The 17,443-nt window shown below is 51.3% G+C and carries 13 protein-coding genes and 1 rRNA gene; 1 reads left to right on the plus strand and 13 read right to left on the minus strand.

The features are described from left to right. A 16S ribosomal RNA gene (locus RJP21_RS30805) occupies positions 1-93 on the minus strand; the annotation flags it as partial. Between the two features lie 481 nt (positions 94-574). Between RJP21_RS30805 and RJP21_RS30810 the strand changes: the two genes are divergently transcribed. Beyond that, positions 575-1,822, plus strand: a complete 1,248-nt coding sequence (locus RJP21_RS30810) for a molybdopterin-dependent oxidoreductase (RefSeq protein WP_310862585.1) — start codon at positions 575-577, stop codon at positions 1,820-1,822. 82 nt (positions 1,823-1,904) lie between these two features. Here RJP21_RS30810 and RJP21_RS30815 read toward each other — a convergent pair whose 3' ends face one another. The 12 genes from RJP21_RS30815 to RJP21_RS30870 all read right to left on the minus strand — a co-directional run. Beyond that, complete coding sequence (locus RJP21_RS30815) at positions 1,905-3,767, minus strand: transglycosylase domain-containing protein (protein WP_310862586.1); 1,863 nt, start codon at positions 3,765-3,767, stop codon at positions 1,905-1,907. Further along, positions 3,764-4,396: a hypothetical protein gene (locus RJP21_RS30820; protein ID WP_310862587.1), complete on the minus strand. Its 633-nt coding sequence runs from the start codon at positions 4,394-4,396 to the stop codon at positions 3,764-3,766. Before RJP21_RS30820 ends, RJP21_RS30815 begins: the two co-directional genes overlap by 4 nt. 309 nt (positions 4,397-4,705) lie before the next feature. Further along, on the minus strand, positions 4,706-6,724 hold the full coding sequence (ligA, locus tag RJP21_RS30825) for an NAD-dependent DNA ligase LigA (RefSeq protein WP_310862588.1): 2,019 nt from the start codon (positions 6,722-6,724) through the stop codon (positions 4,706-4,708). Between the two features lie 211 nt (positions 6,725-6,935). After that, positions 6,936-9,260: a DNA helicase PcrA gene (gene pcrA / locus RJP21_RS30830; protein WP_310862589.1), complete on the minus strand. Its 2,325-nt coding sequence runs from the start codon at positions 9,258-9,260 to the stop codon at positions 6,936-6,938. Between the two features lie 43 nt (positions 9,261-9,303). Next, entirely contained in the window at positions 9,304-9,981 is a 678-nt protein-coding gene (pcrB, locus tag RJP21_RS30835; RefSeq protein WP_397386310.1) for a heptaprenylglyceryl phosphate synthase, read from the minus strand. 261 nt (positions 9,982-10,242) lie between these two features. Then, the gene (locus RJP21_RS30840; protein WP_310862591.1) at positions 10,243-11,115 is read right to left on the minus strand and encodes a phosphatidylinositol-specific phospholipase C/glycerophosphodiester phosphodiesterase family protein; all 873 of its coding nucleotides are present in this window, start codon (positions 11,113-11,115) and stop codon (positions 10,243-10,245) included. Between the two features lie 232 nt (positions 11,116-11,347). Continuing rightward, entirely contained in the window at positions 11,348-12,754 is a 1,407-nt protein-coding gene (locus RJP21_RS30845) for an undecaprenyl-phosphate glucose phosphotransferase (RefSeq protein ID WP_310862592.1), read from the minus strand. Further along, the gene (locus tag RJP21_RS30850; protein ID WP_310862593.1) at positions 12,751-13,659 is read right to left on the minus strand and encodes a glycosyltransferase family 2 protein; all 909 of its coding nucleotides are present in this window, start codon (positions 13,657-13,659) and stop codon (positions 12,751-12,753) included. The genes RJP21_RS30845 and RJP21_RS30850 overlap by 4 nt, the downstream gene beginning before the upstream one ends. A gap of 157 nt (positions 13,660-13,816) precedes the next feature. Beyond that, positions 13,817-14,752, minus strand: a complete 936-nt coding sequence (locus tag RJP21_RS30855; protein WP_310862594.1) for a glycosyltransferase family 2 protein — start codon at positions 14,750-14,752, stop codon at positions 13,817-13,819. Positions 14,753-14,840: 88 nt separating this feature from the next. Next, on the minus strand, positions 14,841-15,713 hold the full coding sequence (rfbD, locus tag RJP21_RS30860) for a dTDP-4-dehydrorhamnose reductase (protein ID WP_310862595.1): 873 nt from the start codon (positions 15,711-15,713) through the stop codon (positions 14,841-14,843). Then, entirely contained in the window at positions 15,710-16,732 is a 1,023-nt protein-coding gene (gene rfbB, locus RJP21_RS30865; protein ID WP_310862596.1) for a dTDP-glucose 4,6-dehydratase, read from the minus strand. The genes rfbD and rfbB overlap by 4 nt, the downstream gene beginning before the upstream one ends. Positions 16,733-17,302: 570 nt before the next feature. Then, a partial coding sequence (locus tag RJP21_RS30870; protein ID WP_310862597.1) for an IS3 family transposase occupies positions 17,303-17,443 on the minus strand: 141 nt, incomplete at its 5' end.

The following is a 17,443-nucleotide window of genomic DNA, read 5'->3' on the forward strand; positions in this document are numbered from 1 at the left end:
GAGCGATCCGAAGATCGCTAAGGTCCGCTCGACTTGCATGTATTAGGCACGCCGCCAGCGTTCGTCCTGAGCCAGGATCAAACTCTCCAAGAAAGGTCGAACTTCGTTCGACCGACGATTGAAAATGGGTCAAACTCGGCTGAGTCGATCATTTTCAATCCACATCTTCGAAAGAGCTCTTAGCTCATTTTGAATCTGACGAGAAATAAATCCTCATTTAAAACATCATCTATTTGTTCAGTTTTCAAGGAACTTGTTTCTGCTCTTTTCGACATCTTTCTCATCGGAACAGGATTTTATTATATCATTTTCTTTCAACCAAGTCAACACTTTTTTAAGAGTGTTTTTTCTTTTTGAAAGCTCACCGCATCAGCGGCAAGAAATAATATATCATGGATAACGTGTATAATGCAACTGTTTTTTTGAAATTTAAATATGTTAATATTTTCTTGTATGATTAATAGCTTATTTAATAGTGAAACCTCCCATTTGCCTTGCCCGATGTTTATGGTTCGAATTCTTCTATAATAGCCGCTTTTATAACTTTGATCAAAACCGATTGCGGGGGATGACAATGAACGATTGGCTGCGTAACATTCGAAAAGGCGTCGGCAGAAAGCTGGCCGCCGTCCACCGCTGGAATGCATGGATGGTCGCTTTTCTGGCTTTCAGCGGGTTGATTTTGCCATGGGGCGTCTGGAGAGAGTGGCTCGGCGCCGGCAGAGTATGGCTGAAATGGCTTCATACCGGCGTAGGTTTGGCGCTGCTGCTGCCCGTGTTTTATTATTTGCTGCTTGCCGGAAGGCATTGGAGCTTGCTCAAGGGACGACCTGCCCAGAAGTGGAATGTCGTAATCGTTATTGGCATCCTGGCCGCCTGGTTTCTCTCGGGACTCGTGCTATGGCAATTCCGTTTTTTCGGTCCGGCATGGTCCAATGCCGCGTTGACGGTTCACGACGCCTTCACCTGGATCGGCCTTCCTTACATCGTCTACCATTCTCTTACCCGGACCCAGTGGCTAAAAGAACCCCATCGTCGGACGGTTCGTACGGATAACCCCAAAAAACAGGAAACATCCCGTACGGACGCCGAGCCGCTGTATACGCGCAGAGCATTTTTGCGTTCAGCGATCGGCTTGGGACTTACGGTTGCCCTTGGTCCCTCCTTCGTGAAATGGCTGTCCTCAAGCCTCAGCTCCGACGCCAACATCGATGATCTTGTTCAAAAGGACCGAAACGACCTGATCCCTGCTCCCCAGCCGGCGGCGGACTCCCTTCCTCCGATTGGCGGCGGCTCCAAAGGAAGCTTCCGGATCTATACCGTCACACCCATTCCGACATTCGACAACACCAACTGGTCCTTTACGGTGGACGGACTCGTGGATCATGCGCTGAAATGGAACTGGGATGAGTTTGTTAAGCTTTCCCGCACCGTTCAGGTCAGTGATTTTCACTGCGTTACCGGCTGGTCCGTCTACAATAACACGTGGGAGGGCATCCCACTCCATCAACTCCTTGAGCAAGCCCATGTCCAGCCCTCGGCCAAAACGGTCAAATTCTACTCGGGAGACGGCGAATACACCGATTCCTTGACGATGGAACAAGCCCGAATGAAAGACATCATGATCGCCGTCCTGCTTGACGGCAAACCGATTCCAAGCGAGCTTGGCGGACCGGTCAGGCTGATCGTCCCCCAAATGTATACCTATAAGTCCGTAAAATGGCTGAACCGGATCGAACTGATCGCCGGAGATCACGTAGGGTATTGGGAAGCTCGCGGATACGATAAAGACGCATGGCTCCCCGGGGCAAAACGAACATAGCCTAACTCGGCCGAATGCCCTTTTATCTACAAATGGGGCGTGTTCCCGCAATCGTCGCGGACCGAGAAACATTCGCCCCGACCTACTCCTTGAAGGCTTTTCTCATGACTGCCGCAAACAAAGCGGCCGCTTTCCCGCTTCCCTCGGTCATGTAATTATTTTGGTCCGTTCGGTCAAAACCCATCCATACCGCCGCCGTCCATTCGGACGTATAACCGACGAACCAGAGATCCCGGTTGGCTTTTCGGCTGACTCCAGGGAGATCCAGCTGAGTGGTGCCGGTTTTGCCCGCTACGGGGCGATTCAGCCGCGCCTTTTTGCCTGTTCCTTCGTACACCACGCTGCGCAGCATCGCGGTCATGCGTTCCGCCGTTGCCGGCGAAATCGCTTGGCGCTGACGGGGAACGTATTCGTACACCACTTTTCCTTTCGAGTCCTTGATCAGGCGCACCATATGAGCCTCGCGAAAAACGCCGCCGCTGGCAAACACATTGTACGCCTGCGCCATTTTCAAAGGAGAAATCCCGGCATGCAGACCTCCGAGGGCAATAGACAAATTCCGGTCCTCTTTCGGCAGCTCGATCCCCAGTTTTGCGGCAAACGCCGTCGCCTTCGAAATGCCCACCTGCTTGAGCAGCCAAACGGCAGGAGCATTGATGGACTGCTGCAAAGCCGTTTTCATCGTCACTTGGCCCCGGTAAACCCCGTTCAAATTCTCCGGCCGATAACTGCCGTAAGCGGCTTTGCGGTCCGGGAGCAGGCTCTCCGGCGTAAACATGCCGCTCTCCAACGCCGGTCCGTAGTCGATGATGGGCTTGAAAGCGGAACCCGGCTGCCGCGCATCGGCAACGGCCCTGTTCAGGCGGCCCGGGGCGGGATTCCTTCCGCCGGTCAATGCGACGACCTCGCCGGTCCGGTGATCGATGATGGCCATGGCTGCCTCCACCTGCTGATCTTTTCCGTTTGGCGGAAACAAATCCGGATTCGAAAACGTCTCTTCCAAAGCCTGCTGCGCACCCGTATTGAGGCCGGTCACGATCGTATACCCTCCGGTTTGCAGCTCCTCCTTCGACTTGCCGGTCACCCTCGCCGCTTCCTCCAAAGCCGCATCGATATACGAGGCGCCGATTCGCTTTTCCTTGACCGTCGCCGGGGGATGGTACTCCTGCTGCAGCGCTGTCGCCATTTCCTTCTGCGTAATCAACCCCTGCTGCCGCATAACGCTCAGGACAAGCCCCCTCCTTTTAACCGAGAACCCGTCAGGATCGCCCGGATGATAGATGGACGGACCTTTTGGGATGGCAGCCAGAGAAGCAATCTGCATAATATCAAGATCCTTCAAATTCGTGATGCCAAAATAATGCTCGGCCGCCGCCTTTACCCCGTATTGCCCTTCTCCCATATAAATCTGATTCAGGTACATCTCCAAAATGTCGCGTTTGGACAAACGCTTCTCCAACGCAAGCGCGATCGATGCCTCGTTCAGCTTGCGCAGCAAAGTCTGCTCCCGGTTTAAATAAAGATTCCGCGCAAGCTGCTGCGTGATGCTGCTCCCTCCTTCGGAAACCCGCATCTGAAGGGTATTGTTCAGCAACGCGCGCCCGATTCCCTTATAGTCCAATCCTTGGTGAAGATAAAAACGGCGGTCCTCGACAGCCAAAAAAGTATCGACGAGCAGCTTCGGCATTTCCTCGAGCTTCGCCGTCTTTCTGTAACCCGATTCAGGCAGCGGAATCTTCCTTAACGTGGTGCCGTCGGAGGCCAAAACGATGCTCGATTCCTGCATAACCAGCTTCTCCGGATGGCGGGACACGATAGTCTGCCCATAAACATAGACATAAAATAAACCGGCAAGCGCCAGCAACGTACCTATGACCGCCAAATCAAACGCGGAATAACCAACCTTCAGCAGCTTCTTTTTTGCTATAACGTGAAATCCGATCATGACACGACCATCAGGCTTTCCAAAAGCCTTTCCATTCCGAGCGCTTCCTGCTTGAGTGCTTTTACGTTTACACGCTCCGTATGCTCCGGTTTGCCTTCGCCGTTGTCGGCTTCCTCGATAAGGCGCAGCAAGGACTTCATCCTTAAAATGAGCGCCATGACGTCTTCGTTCTCAAGCTTTTGAACCGTGTGTTCATGTTCATTGTTTTCCGCCAAGACTCTCTTTTGCCGGAAAGAACCCGAGGACTCGTTCAAGCTGCGCAAATGTCCGGCCAGCACCCTCAACTCCCCAACCGACGATACTTCCAGCTCCTTAAACGAACCCCGGCATGCCAGGTCTTCCGCGGCCTTCAGCAGCGCTTTAACGTCATCGGCCGTTTTTTGCGACCTCAGCATAAAGATCGAAATAAACACCGCCAAAAACAAAAACACGAATATCGGCGTTTTACCTACGTGATTGATCAACCAATGGGATAAACGGACCACGAACGCACCCCGGTCGGAAGCATAATGGGAATACAGAATTCGAAACGCCTTATGTACAATAAAAAGAAAAATGCTGCTAAGAAGCATGCTCCCGATAAAAAAATACAAATAACCGGCGCGAACCGTCAGCCATTTATTTGCCACTTCAATCCCTCCTTGCCAGACAGGCAAATTTCGCCTTATATAAAAAGGATAAAGCCCAATTCTTAAAAATCACGCCAGAAATCCTTAATATTCCCTTAAAATCGGTTTACGCATGATCTGCCGTTCTCTCTTCCAGGGATGCATCAGCCGTTCCGACATGACGTTCATGTTCTTCACCACCTCAGCTCAGTTTCTAGCAGATATTCTTTATCCACGCAGAGATTCCGTTACCGACGATTTTGTTTTACGCCAAAAAGTCCTGATTCATTGCTGAACCAGGACTTCTGCTTGTTTCGTTAGTATTAGGTTTTATGCTTCCATGTTAAGCAGGCGGATGAACTCATCCTCGTCTTCAATGACCTGAATGCCGAGCTGCTGGGCTTTGGTCAGTTTACTGCCGGCTTTTTCGCCCGCAATGACCAGATCCGTCTTCGAGGATACGCTGCCGGTGACTTTGGCCCCCAAAGCTTCCAGCCTCTTGGCCGCTTCGTCGCGGGTCAGCTGGTGCAGCGTTCCGGTCAGAACAACCGTTTTGCCGCTAAAGAAGGAATCGGTGCTTACCACCTGCGGCGCTTCCGGAGCTTTCGCTTTGACGCCCAAGGATAGCATCTTTTCGATGCCCGTTTTCATGAACGGATCCGCAAAAAAGCTTACGATGCTTTCGGCGACGATGCCGCCCACGTCCGGAAGGGCGATCAGTTCTTCCACGGTAGCGTTCATCACTGCATGAAGATCGCGGTAATGGTCGGCGAGCATTTTGGTCGTCGATTTGCCGGTGTTCGGGATACCCAAAGCAAACAGGAACGAAGCGAGGTCACGATCTTTACTGTTCTCCAGCGCTGCCAGCAGGTTATTCGCTTTTTTCTCGCCAAAACGGTCCAGCTTGATCAAATCTTCAAACGTCAGCGTGTACAGGTCCGCAGGCTCGCGAACGTTCAGCTCATTGTACAGCTGCTCTGCCGTCATAACGCTGAACGTTTCGATGTCCATCGCATCCCTTGAGGCAAAATGGGTGATCCGGCCAATGATTTGCGGCTTGCAGTCGAGTCGATTGTTGCAGAACAGATGCGCTCCGCGCTGCTCCAGCGGGAACCCGCAGGCAGGGCAATGTTCCGGGTACACAATCTCTTCGCCGTCGCTCTCTTCGGTCACCTTACCCAAAATCTCCGGGATGACGTCGTTCGAGCGGCGGATAAAGACGCGGGTGCCAAGCGCGTGCTTCAGGTTTTTCCGTTCGATGTCCCCGATGTTGTTCAGCGTGCAGTTCTGCACCGTCACGCCCGCCAGCTCGACAGGTTCGACGCGCGCCACCGGCGTGATTTTGCCCGTGCGTCCTACTTCCCAGGTGACGGACTCCAGCACGGTCGTTGTTTCTTCCGCCTCGAACTTGTAGGCAACCGCCCACCGGGGGAATTTGTCCGTGTATCCCAGCGCTTCCCGGGTGCGCATATCGACGATTTTCACGACGGCGCCGTCAATCAGGTAATCGAGCCCCGTACGGCGCTCCTGGATGTCTTCCAGCTGCTTGGTCACGTCGTCGAAGTTTTCAAAATAAAAAATATACGGGTTCACCTTAAAATGATTGTCGCGCAAAAAGTCCATCATTTCCTTGTGGCTTTCAAAGCGGATATCGTCGGAGTACCCGACGTTGTAAAAAAACGCGCTGAGCTTGCGCTCGGCCGTAACCTTCGGATTCAGGTTGCGGAGCGCGCCGGCTGCGGCGTTGCGGGCGTTTTTCAGCGGTTCCGCCGCCGTCTGGTTGTATTTCTCCAGCACCGACAGGTTCATGATGCCCTCGCCCTGCACTTCGATCGTGCCGTCTTTATAAGGGATGGTAAGCGGTACGGATTTGATCGTTTTGACTTGGGCCAAAATGCCCTCGCCAACGACGCCGTTGCCGCGGGTCGCCGCCTGCACCAGCCTGCCGTCCGTATACGTCAGGTTCAGCGTCAGGCCGTCGAATTTCAGCTCGACCGCATAGCTTGGCTGCGGCAAAGGATTGTCCGGATTTTTGCTGTTATAGTCCGCCACAAGCTTGGTGACGCGCGCGTTCCAGCTTCGCAGCTGGTCCACGTTTTGCGCCTTGTCCAGGCTCCATAGCGGAGCCAAATGACGATGCTGGACGAATCCTTTCAGCAGCTCGCCGCCGACGCGTTGGGTCGGGGAATCGGGCAAAACGACGCCGCTCTCCTTCTCCAAAGCGACCAGCTGATCGTATAAGGCATCGTACTCCTTATCGCTGATCAGCGGCTTGTCGAGCGTGTAATAGTGATAATTCAATTTGTTCAGCTCGGCGACGAGCTGCTCCATCGTAGACATCGGATCCATGCGCGGACCATCCCTCCGTCATATATAAAATGATTTCTGTTCATTCTGAAATTCGTTCGTGAATCGATGCAAGGTTGCCGCTGCGGGTACGGATCGTTCTTCAGATCGCTGCCCGCCTCCTGATTTTACGCTACCGCTTCGTAAGAATCGAATTCCGTCCCCTCCACTAATCTAGCATCTAGCCCAGAACTAATGAAGTTGAGTTCTGCTTCTAGCCTTCCACTCTCGTAATCGGCGCAAACCCGGCCAGCAATCGTTTCACGCCGACAGGCGCCGGAAACGCGATCTGCAGCTCGGTATCGTTCCCGGTGCCTTTGACCGACACGACCGTACCCGTGCCCCATTTGCCGTGGGCGACTTTGTCGCCGGCCTTCAGCGTCGTCAGGTCGGATTTGTCCCCCGAAGCCGCCGGCTGCGGCGCGGAAGTCGTCACCGTCACTTTGCTGGACGATCCGGTGGCCCGTGCCGTTGAACCGCTGAGCGATGAGGTCTGGTTGCTGCGCCCGAAATTGCTGCCGCTGCTGCCGAATCCGCGGCTGCCGTACGAGCCGCCAATGTTGCCGCCGCGGCGGTACCGGTCGCGGGCTACACCGGTCTCCTCTTTAAGCTCTTCCGGGATTTCATCCAGGAAACGCGATGGCTGATTGGCCGTCGTCCGCCCGAAAAGCGTCCGCATCTGCGCGCAGGACAGGTACAGCTGCTGCTCCGCCCGGGTGATGCCGACATAAGCCAAACGACGCTCCTCTTCCAATTCCTCGTTGTCCAAAAACGCCCGGCTGTGCGGGAAGACCCCTTCTTCCATGCCGACGATAAACACGATCGGGAACTCCAAACCTTTCGCGCTGTGCATCGTCATAAGAATGACCGCATCCGATTGGTCCTCATCGTCGTCGTTCATCGAATCGATATCGGCAATGAGCGCCAGATCCGTCAGGAAGGAAACCAGCGACTTGTCTTCGTTGTTTTTTTCGAATTCCATCGTAACGGACAGAAACTCGTCGATGTTCTCGAGGCGCGACCGTGATTCGATCGTGTTTTCGCGCTGCATCTCGACGCGGTATTCGCTCATCTCCAGCATTTTCTCGGTAAGCTCCGTGACGGACAAATACTCCACCATCTGGTTCAGCGCGGCGATCATATCGTAAAATTCCACCAGCGCGTTGCGCGTCTTGCCGGCAAACCCGAGATCGTCCACGACCGCAAGCACCTGGAATATCGATACGCCGCGTTCGGCAGCGGCTGCGGTCAGCTTGGCCACCGACGTGTCGCCGACGCCTCTCTTCGGCACGTTGATGATACGCGCCAAGCTGAGGTCGTCATTAGGATTGGAAATCAGGCGCAGATAAGCGAGGATATCCTTAATCTCTTTGCGGTCATAGAACTTGATGCCGCCCACGATTTGGTACGGAATATCCGATTTGATCAAAATTTCCTCGATCACCCGGGATTGGGCGTTGGTGCGGTACAAAATGGCATGATCCTGGTACGACTTGCCCTGCTTCACGTTATTGCTGATTTCAGAGGTCACGAAATACCCTTCATCATGTTCCGAATCGGCTCTGTAGATTTTGATCTTAGCGCCTTCGCCTTTATCGGTCCACAGATTTTTCGACTTGCGTCCGCTGTTTTGCTTGATGACTGCATTGGCCGCGTTCAAAATGGTGGACGTCGACCGGTAATTCTGCTCGAGCAGAATAGTACGGGCTTCCGGATAATCCTCCTCGAAATTGAGGATGTTACTGATATCCGCACCGCGCCAGCGGTAGATCGACTGGTCGCTGTCGCCCACGACGCAAATGCGGTGATGGCCGTCGGCCAGCATCCGGCACAGCATGTACTGCGCCCGGTTCGTATCCTGGTATTCGTCGACGTGGATGTATTGGAACTTTTTCTGATAAAAATCAAGAACTTCGGGCACTTCTTTAAACAGCTGGATCGTGGCCATGATCAGGTCGTCGAAATCCAGCGAGTTGTTGCTTTTCAGGCGGCGCTGGTACATGGTGTAAACCTTGGCCGCGATGCTTTCCAGGTAGTCCCCCGCCTTTTGCTCGTATTGCGCGGGCGTAATCAGTTCGTTCTTGGCGGTGCTGATCAGGGAAAGGATGGCTTTCGGCTCGAATTTTTTCGTGTCCAGGTTCAGGTCCTTCATGCAGTTCCGCACCAAAGACAATTGGTCTGTGGAATCCAAAATCGTAAAGTTCGAATTAAAGCCGATCCGTTCGATATCCTTGCGGAGAATGCGCACGCACATCGAGTGGAACGTCGATACCCAAATGTCGCGGCCTTCATGGCCGACAAGCCTGGTGACGCGCTCCTGCATCTCCCGTGCTGCCTTGTTCGTAAACGTGATCGCCAAAATACCCCATGGCGGCGCTTTGCGCGTGGCGATCAAGTAAGCAATCCGGTGCGTCAGCACCCGGGTCTTGCCGCTTCCCGCTCCGGCCAAAATGAGCAGCGGCCCTTCCGTCGCTTCGACGGCCTGCCGCTGCTGCGGATTTAATTTTTGAATCGCTTGATGTATATCTATCGGTTGCATGCAGGCATGCTCCTTCCTTCATATCGTTATAATCCGGCAAAAGCTACTTCACGGCCTTGACGGTAAGCAGCGCCTGAGCCAGATCGTCATATACCGCGTTGCCGACGACGATCGTATCGCAGACGGCCGCAGCGGCCTGGGCGGTTTCCGGATCGTGGATTCCTCCTCCATAAAACACCTTCGCGCCATGAACCGACTGGTGGATTTTTCGGACCGTTTCCATGTCGCCGAAGCTGCCGCTGTATTCGACGTAAACGATCGGCAGGGACATCAGCTTGTCCGCCACCTGCGCATAAGCAGCCGCTCCGTCCGCGTCCAGGTCGGTCTGCGCTCCGGTCAGCCGGGCTACGGCCGAATCCGGGTTTAATATAATGTAGCCTTCGGGAACGAGCAGATCCCACGGAATCATATAGCCGTATTCCTCAATGGCCTGCTTATGTTGGCCGGTAATCCACGCCGAATCCGCGGTATTCATCACCATCGGAATCATGTACAAATCGAAACCGGGCACAAGCATCTCGAGATTGGACACCTCAAGCACGCATGGGAGCTCATACCGGCGCACACGCGACAGCAAATCGACCGTATTGTCGAACGTCACGCCGCTCGAGCCGCCGATCATGATGGCATCCGTTCCGGACATGCACACCGCTTCCAGCGCCTGATCGTCAATCTCCCGGTCCGGGTCCAGCTTAAAAACATGTCTCCATGGTTTGATCATCTGCTTCAAACGTCATTCCTCCACGACTTTTTCTCTTAAATCTAGTCTATGTCAGCACGGGAGTAGTGTCAATTTCTTGTTCGCATGGGATGCGAACAATTTTATGGAATTTCCAGCCGGCCAAAATAGCCCCATAGAGCGAGCCGAGCCATGACTGCGATTCGGATTCAGACGCTTTACGAGGAACCGCAGGAATCAAAGATTCTTTTAACGCAAAAAGCCGCCGGCGATTTGCCGACGACTTACAGCTTCCGTTTTGTTCTATTTTCCCAGCGCATACAACCAATTTGCGGATTCGACCTCTTTTTCCGTCAAGAAGTCCGAGTACACGCCGTTCGCTCCCATTCGCTTAAACCTGCTTGCATCCGCGGGTTCGTTGACGGTGTTGACGTAAGCGGCCGCCCCGGCTTCTTTCAGCTTCGACAAAAAAGAACGGGTCACGCGTTGTTCCGGGATCGTCACCGCATCGATGTCATGTTCCGCAACGAAGTCCACAACCTCTTCATCCGTATCCTCCGTCGCATACAGCGTGTAGATAACGGATGGGAAGTCGTATATGTCCTTCACCTCGGCCAGCATCGGCCGGTTATAAATTTGCGGCACCACCCGCTGCAGCAGCAGCGGATCCCGCGCTTCCGCCGACTGAACCAACATCGCAAACTGGCGTTTCATCTCTTCCTGATCCTGCTCCTTTGTGTCGGTCACGATGTAAATGTCTGGAAAACGCTCCATCAAATCCATGATATCGTTCCAATCGAGCGGGGCATACCCCCCGAGAATTTTGCTTTTTTTAAACTCCTCATATGTTAACCGTGCTGCCTGGCGGTCCTGCGGGAGTTCGTCTTCCTGCTGCAGCAGTTCCGTCATCGCCCGGGTCCATTCATGCCTTGCTACCAGATTGCCGTCTTCGGTCAGCAGCAGGTCCACTTCGAACACCCGGTTTCCTTTTTCGTAGTTGGCGATAAACGCTTCGTAAGAATTCGTATACGCATGATCGCGGATGCCTCCCATCGCATGGGAAACCACCTTATAATCCGTAAACCCTCCGGTCGATTCCTGCGAGTTCCCCCGGGGCGTCCAAAACAGGATCACGGCGGTTGCTGCCAGCAGCAGCAGGGCGACCCATTTTCGCATATCGGTTCACATCCTTTGTCATCGGGTATGTATTGAATGAGGTGCGCCGTTATTGGAGGATTACCCGGAAGCGAGGGGAGTTAAACGGAGAGAGATTATGCCCCCTCAGGGATCTGCTCTTCTTTATTGCGGTTTTCCCTTTTCCTTATCTCTTCTTAATCTACGTCTTGGTAAAAACACAAAAAAACGACGTGTCTCCACGCCGCTTTTCTCCCGGTTGTCCGGTTAAAATCTAATATGCATTTTTGTTCACGAATCCGTTGCGGATCGTTTTGAAAATGATTTTGATATCGAATAAAAGAGACCAGTTTTCAATGTAAAAAATGTCGTGGTTGATGCGCTCTTCGATGGAGGTGTCCCCGCGCAATCCGTTGCTTTGCGCCCAGCCGGTAATGCCCGGACGGACATGGTGCTTCACCATGTATTTCGGGATTTCCTCGCGGAACTGATCCACGAAATACGGACGTTCCGGCCGCGGGCCGACCACGCTCATATGCCCGAACAACACGTTAAAAAACTGCGGCAGCTCATCCAGGCTTGTTTTGCGCAGGAATGAACCGAACTTCGTCCGGCGGGGGTCGTTTTCGACCGTCCAGCCCGTGTCTTCGGTGCCCGGCGGCAGCTGCTTCATCGAGCGGAATTTGTACATCATGAAATTACGCCTGTTCAGCCCGACCCTTTCCTGCTTAAAAATAACCGGACCCGGCGACGTCAGCTTCACGCCGATCACGATCGCAATCATAAGCGGTGAAGTCAGCACGATCGCAAACAAGGAAAACGCAATATCGAACAGCCGCTTAAACAGCCGGTTCCCTGCCAAATCGAGCGGAATGTCGCGAACGTTGATCATCGGCATCCCCGCAAAATTGTCGAAATACGGCCTTGCCGGTAGATAGTCGAAAAAGTCGGGTATGATCAGCGTGCGCACGCCCGCTTTTTCGCAAAGGTTGATGATCTTCGGGTACTTCGAGTGCGCATCCAGCGGAAGCGCCATAATCACTTCGTCAATCAGTGTTTCTTCCAGCACCTTCTCCAGATCGTCTACCGTGCCTAAAATCGGTCGATACCGCTTCTCGTCAAGCGAATCCCATTGCTGAAAATCGTCGAGGAAACCGACGACCTCATACCCCATTTCCGGATACTGGCGGAGATTTTGATAAAATCTTTTGCCCAGCGAACCCGCGCCGATAATCAGCACGAACTGGCGGTTGTACCCTTTTTCCCGGATGGCTTTCAATGATGCTTTGAGTATGTAACGGTAAAACAGGATAAACATGACGAGCAAAACCATATAAATCGCCAAATAGGAGCGAGAAATATTAACTTCCTTCACGAAAAACATCAAGCTGAGCAGCACGAAAATGCTTATCGCATGCACCTGTATGATTTTGATGAACTCATCCGCAAAACGCTTTTTGCGCTTCGGGGAGTATAATGAAATCAGCATGCCCGCTAGAACCGCAATCGCCCCGTAAATGAAGCTCCACATGGCATACGTCTCGATCGGTAAGGGACCGCTGTGCGGAATCCATCCGCTTTTGAACCTCAGCCACCAGGCTAAAAGAAAAGAAATTTGGATGAACACAAAATCCGTAAAAATATACATTTGCGTCAAAAACTCCTGATTTTTGCGGATCACATGCCCACCTCCATGTTCGTTTCTTTAGATTTGGGTGCCGGCCCCGACGGAGCCAGCCTGCTTTTCAGCAGAGCCAGCGTGAATTTAAGCCCTACACCCAGATATATGAGAGCATTCGTCAGAATATTGTACCGTTTGCGATAATGCTTGCGGTGAAACACGATCATCGCCCGGTGAAACTCATAAATGATGCGGACCGGGCGCCTGCGGGCGCTTCCGCCTTTGTAGTGGACGATTTGCGTTTTAGGGTAATAATGAATGTCCCAGCCCGCTTGCTTGATGCGGTAACACCAGTCGATGTCCTCGCCGTACATAAAAAACGTTTCGTCCAACCCGCCGATCTGCTCGATCGTCTCCCGCCGCACCAGCATAAAAGCCCCGACCAAACAATCCACGGGGTACTCCTGATCCGGGTCAAGATGGCCCAGCTGGTACTGGTTGAACTTCGGTTTGTCCGGAAACAGCTTCGAAAACCCGAAGGCGTAATAAAACGAAGCGGACGGGGTCGGAAACCCGCGTTTGCAGGCTTTGTCGAGCGAGCCGTCAGGCAAGATGATCTTGCAGCCAGAGGCCCCCACCTTCGGATGCTCATCCATAAACGAAAGCATCGTCTGCAGCGTATCCTTTTGCACGACCGTATCCGAGTTAAGCAGCAAAACATACCGGCCCTTCGCCGCAACCATCCCCTGGTTGTTGGCTTTGGCAAAACCGGTATTTTCCTTGTTCACGATAAGCGTTACGTTTGGAAATTCCTCACGAATCGACTCTACCGAGCCGTCCGAGGAATGGTTGTCGATCACGATGACTTCATATTCGTAAGCCGTCTCCGAGGCAAACACCGAGCGAAGACAGTCCGTGGTAAGCTGACATGTATTGTAATTCACGATGATAATGCTTAAATCCAATGTGAAGCACATCCTGACAAATTTTTATCGGGTAAAGATGACTATATGACAAAATACGTTCTCGTTCGTCCTATCTCTCGACACCATTATAGCATATCGTGGCAGCATTGGCAGGGGGAATATGGAAGAAATGAGAGGGGAAACTAGGTTTAAAGGTTTATCGGGAATCTATTTTGGCTAAAATCGCTTTCCGCTTACTTTTTAAACGTTTAAATTCCTTTCCGAAAGACTTCCATGCTCCCAAAACCTTTGGTTCTCTCAATATAAAATATGCGTTACTAGCCACCTCATAAGGAATCATATGAAACAAGCTCAGAAACCAACGGCGCCAATCCCCGTTTTTATACAGCATTTTGTAACGATTAATATAAGATGCTCTGCGAATGAAAAGGGGCTGCCGATGGCGACCACCTTTTTTCCAGCCTCTTGCATGATATCCGATCGCTTCCGCATGATAGTATGATTGCCATCCTAAAATATGCGCCCTCCATGCGACGTCGACATCTTCTTTATAGGCAAAAAAATCGTTGTCGAAAAACTCGCCGTCGATGCTGATATCTTCGATCATTTTCCTGGAATAAAACGCCGCTGCCCCAGAGACCCCAAAAACTAAGCCGGATTCGCTCCATAAGGAAGCTGGTTCCCCTGCCCCGCGGTCAAAAGCTCTGCAAGCTTTATTCATAACCAGACCGGTACTATCAACAACCTCCGGGTTCGATTTAAGCAAAAGTTTTCCGGTGGCGCTGCCAACCTCGGGATTCGCTTCGAGATACGCGACAAGAATTTCTATGTACCGCGGATCTAGCGTTACGTCCGGGTTTAACACAAGCACGTATTCGCTATTCGTTGCGGCAATTGCCTGGTTGTGGCCTGGTGCGAAACCCGTGTTTTCCTCGTTGGGGATAACCAGCAGTTTGTCCTGTAAGTCTTCTCCCATTGAAAAAACCTTCTCTAACGTCCGGTCCGAAGAATGATTATCGACAACAACGATTTGTTGGACTGGATATGTCTGGGCTATAACAGCATTCAGGCACTCCTGAATGTCTTCCTCGCTATTAAAAGTAACTATATGTACGCTAACTTTTTTTATCATCACTTGAGTTCCAATCTTTATTTTGGTTCTATTATAGCAAATAATCTCTCAACCAAATGGGTATTGGCGAGAGATTATTTTGAATTTATTACTGATTATTCGATTCTTTCAACTGATTCAAAAAATCCTTTAAGCCTTCCAGCCATGGTCTAAGATCATTTAGCCCATTCGTACGAATCGACAAGTGATCCATGACGGAGTTAGCCGGTCTTGGAGCCGGACGCGGAAACTGCTCGGTGGTACATGGCTCAACCTGCGCCGTAATTTTAAAACCAAGTTTCCGGGCTTCCTCAAAAATTGCTTGGGTGAATTCAAACCAAGTGCAATCTTCTCTGTTGGAGGCATGGTAGATGCCGTATTTTTCGGTGTGGATCAATTCTTCAAGAAAATGAGCCAGATCAACCGTGTAGGTAGGAGAGCCCTTTTGGTCATTGACCACTGACAGCTGAGGTTTCTCCTGACCCAGACAAAGCATCGTTTTCACAAAATTATTTCCATGCAGCCCGTAAACCCAGGATGTCCGGACAATGAAGTAGCGGGATGAAAGGCTTTGCGTAAGAACCTCGCCGGCTCTTTTCGATTTACCGTATACGCTTTTCGGATCCGTATTGTCGTATTCCTGGTAAGGGACCGCGGAATGCCCGTTAAACACGTAATCCGTACTGATGTAAACCAGCTTAGCCCCAACCTCTTCGGACGCAACAGCTACGTTTCTTGTGCCGCCTGCATTTACCTTGTAAGCCCCGTCTACATCCGTCTCGGCAGCATCCACTGCAGTATAAGCTGCACAATGGATGATTGAATCTGGCTGGAATTCGTTAATCACTTGCTTGCATTGCTCCAAATTCGTAATGTCCAATTCGGATCGGCTGCACCCCATGACTTCATGCCCTTTTTGTTGAAAAAGAGCGACTACATCCTTGCCTAATTGCCCAGAGGCTCCGGTAACCAAGACTCTCATACGGAATCGCCCAATCGTTCCCCGTATTGCTTAGCGTAATAGTCTTGGTATTCACCAGATTGAATCCGAGTCCACCATTCTTTGTTGTTCAGATACCACTGAATCGTTTCTTTAATACCTGTTTCGAAATTATGCTTCGGTTTCCACCCAAGCTCTTGCGTAATTTTCGTCGGATCGATGCCGTAACGGCGATCATGCCCTGGACGATCCTGTACATACGTAATCAGCGACTCCGGTTTATTCAACTCTGCCAAAATGGTTTTTACGATGTGGAGGTTCGTCCGTTCGTTGTTGCCTCCAATGTTGTATACCTCGCCGACACGGCCCTTTTGAATAACCAGATCAATGGCGCTGCAGTGATCTTCCACGTACAGCCAATCGCGAATGTTAAGTCCGTCTCCGTAAATCGGAAGAGCCTGGTCGTTCAAAGCGCGGGAAATCATCAACGGAATCAGCTTTTCCGGAAATTGATACGGTCCGTAGTTGTTGGAGCAGCGGGTGATGTTCACCGGCAGACCAAAAGTCTCGTGGTAGGCACGTACGAGGAGATCTCCGCCCGCTTTGCTCGCAGAATAAGGACTGTTTGGCGTTAGAGGCGTTTCCTCCGTAAACAAGCCGGTTTCCCCTAAAGTACCGTACACCTCGTCCGTAGATACTTGAACGAACTTGGTCACGCCGTATTTTTTGGCTGCGTCCAGCAGCACTTGCGTCCCCAAAACGTTGGTTTTCACAAACACTTCCGGATCCAATATACTGCGATCCACATGCGATTCGGCAGCAAAGTTGACGACAACGTCAATGCCTTGTTGGAACAAGGCGTCAATTGCCTTGGCGTCGGTAATATCGGTTTTAGTGAACGTATAGTTCGGATGATTTTCAATCGATTTCAGGTTTTCCAGGTTCCCCGCATACGTTAACGAGTCCAAATTAATGATCTTGTAATCCGGATACTGCTGAAGCATATATAAAACGAAATTACTGCCAATAAATCCGGCTCCGCCGGTAACGAGAAGTTTCATGTAACCCCCCCCTAATGAAGCTTTGCCCCGTTTGGAAAATAACCACCCTTATATATATGAGCACACCCCATAGAATGTTATTCGATGAATTCAAAGAGGTTCATTTAAGGGGAAACTAAGGACCAAGAGTATTATTAGGAAGAATTGCGAATAGAAGCTATTCGAATGCATGTGTATTTGAAAAGTGGAGATATCGACCAACCATTAAGCATTGTAGAATACAGGATAAAGATCGAGTCAAATGAGGGATATAAAGTAACGTTATAGGGGTTTATTTTTTCCTGATTGATCAAGAAAAATGAGAAAGGAATACCTGGATTAAGAATGACAGATTTCGAACATGTCCTACGAAGAAATGCTACATGCTAGCGACAAAATCAGTACCTCGAGGAGGGAACCAGTACTATAGAGCCTTGATAAAGGTTCTCTTTTTCGCGTCTCAAAAGAAAAGGCTCTGCCCTTAAATATTCCGAAGTGAGTTTGGAAGGTTAGTCGAACCTTAATTAAAGAAGCTGACGCCAGTAGGATGATCTTGCCCCCGTCAAGTAGACAGTATTAAAACTGAAGTCATTAAGCAGCCTTAATTCGGTACTCCACAGGACTAAGGTTGTTTAGTTTTGCTTGGAACCTGTCGTAATTGTAAAACCGTATGTATTCATGAATACCGGTGATGAGCGCTTCTTCCGACTCAAATGATTGAAGGTATAAACA

Source organism: Paenibacillus sp. VCA1 (genome assembly GCF_031583795.1).
GTDB classification, from domain to species: Bacteria; Bacillota; Bacilli; order Paenibacillales; family Paenibacillaceae; genus Paenibacillus_AQ; species Paenibacillus_AQ albilobatus.

What these genes read in the sequence shown, in the direction of transcription:
- ligA (WP_310862588.1), bottom strand. Translation starts at nt 6,724, where the DNA reads ATGGATCCGATGTCTACGATGGAGCAGCTCGTCGCCGAGCTGAACAAA.
- RJP21_RS30810 (WP_310862585.1), top strand. Translation starts at nt 575, where the DNA reads ATGAACGATTGGCTGCGTAACATTCGAAAAGGCGTCGGCAGAAAGCTG.
- rfbD (WP_310862595.1), bottom strand. Translation starts at nt 15,713, where the DNA reads ATGAGAGTCTTGGTTACCGGAGCCTCTGGGCAATTAGGCAAGGATGTA.
- RJP21_RS30815 (WP_310862586.1), bottom strand. Translation starts at nt 3,767, where the DNA reads ATGATCGGATTTCACGTTATAGCAAAAAAGAAGCTGCTGAAGGTTGGT.
- pcrA (WP_310862589.1), bottom strand. Translation starts at nt 9,260, where the DNA reads ATGCAACCGATAGATATACATCAAGCGATTCAAAAATTAAATCCGCAG.
- rfbB (WP_310862596.1), bottom strand. Translation starts at nt 16,732, where the DNA reads ATGAAACTTCTCGTTACCGGCGGAGCCGGATTTATTGGCAGTAATTTC.
- RJP21_RS30855 (WP_310862594.1), bottom strand. Translation starts at nt 14,752, where the DNA reads ATGATAAAAAAAGTTAGCGTACATATAGTTACTTTTAATAGCGAGGAA.
- RJP21_RS30840 (WP_310862591.1), bottom strand. Translation starts at nt 11,115, where the DNA reads ATGCGAAAATGGGTCGCCCTGCTGCTGCTGGCAGCAACCGCCGTGATC.
- pcrB (WP_397386310.1), bottom strand. Translation starts at nt 9,981, where the DNA reads ATGATCAAACCATGGAGACATGTTTTTAAGCTGGACCCGGACCGGGAG.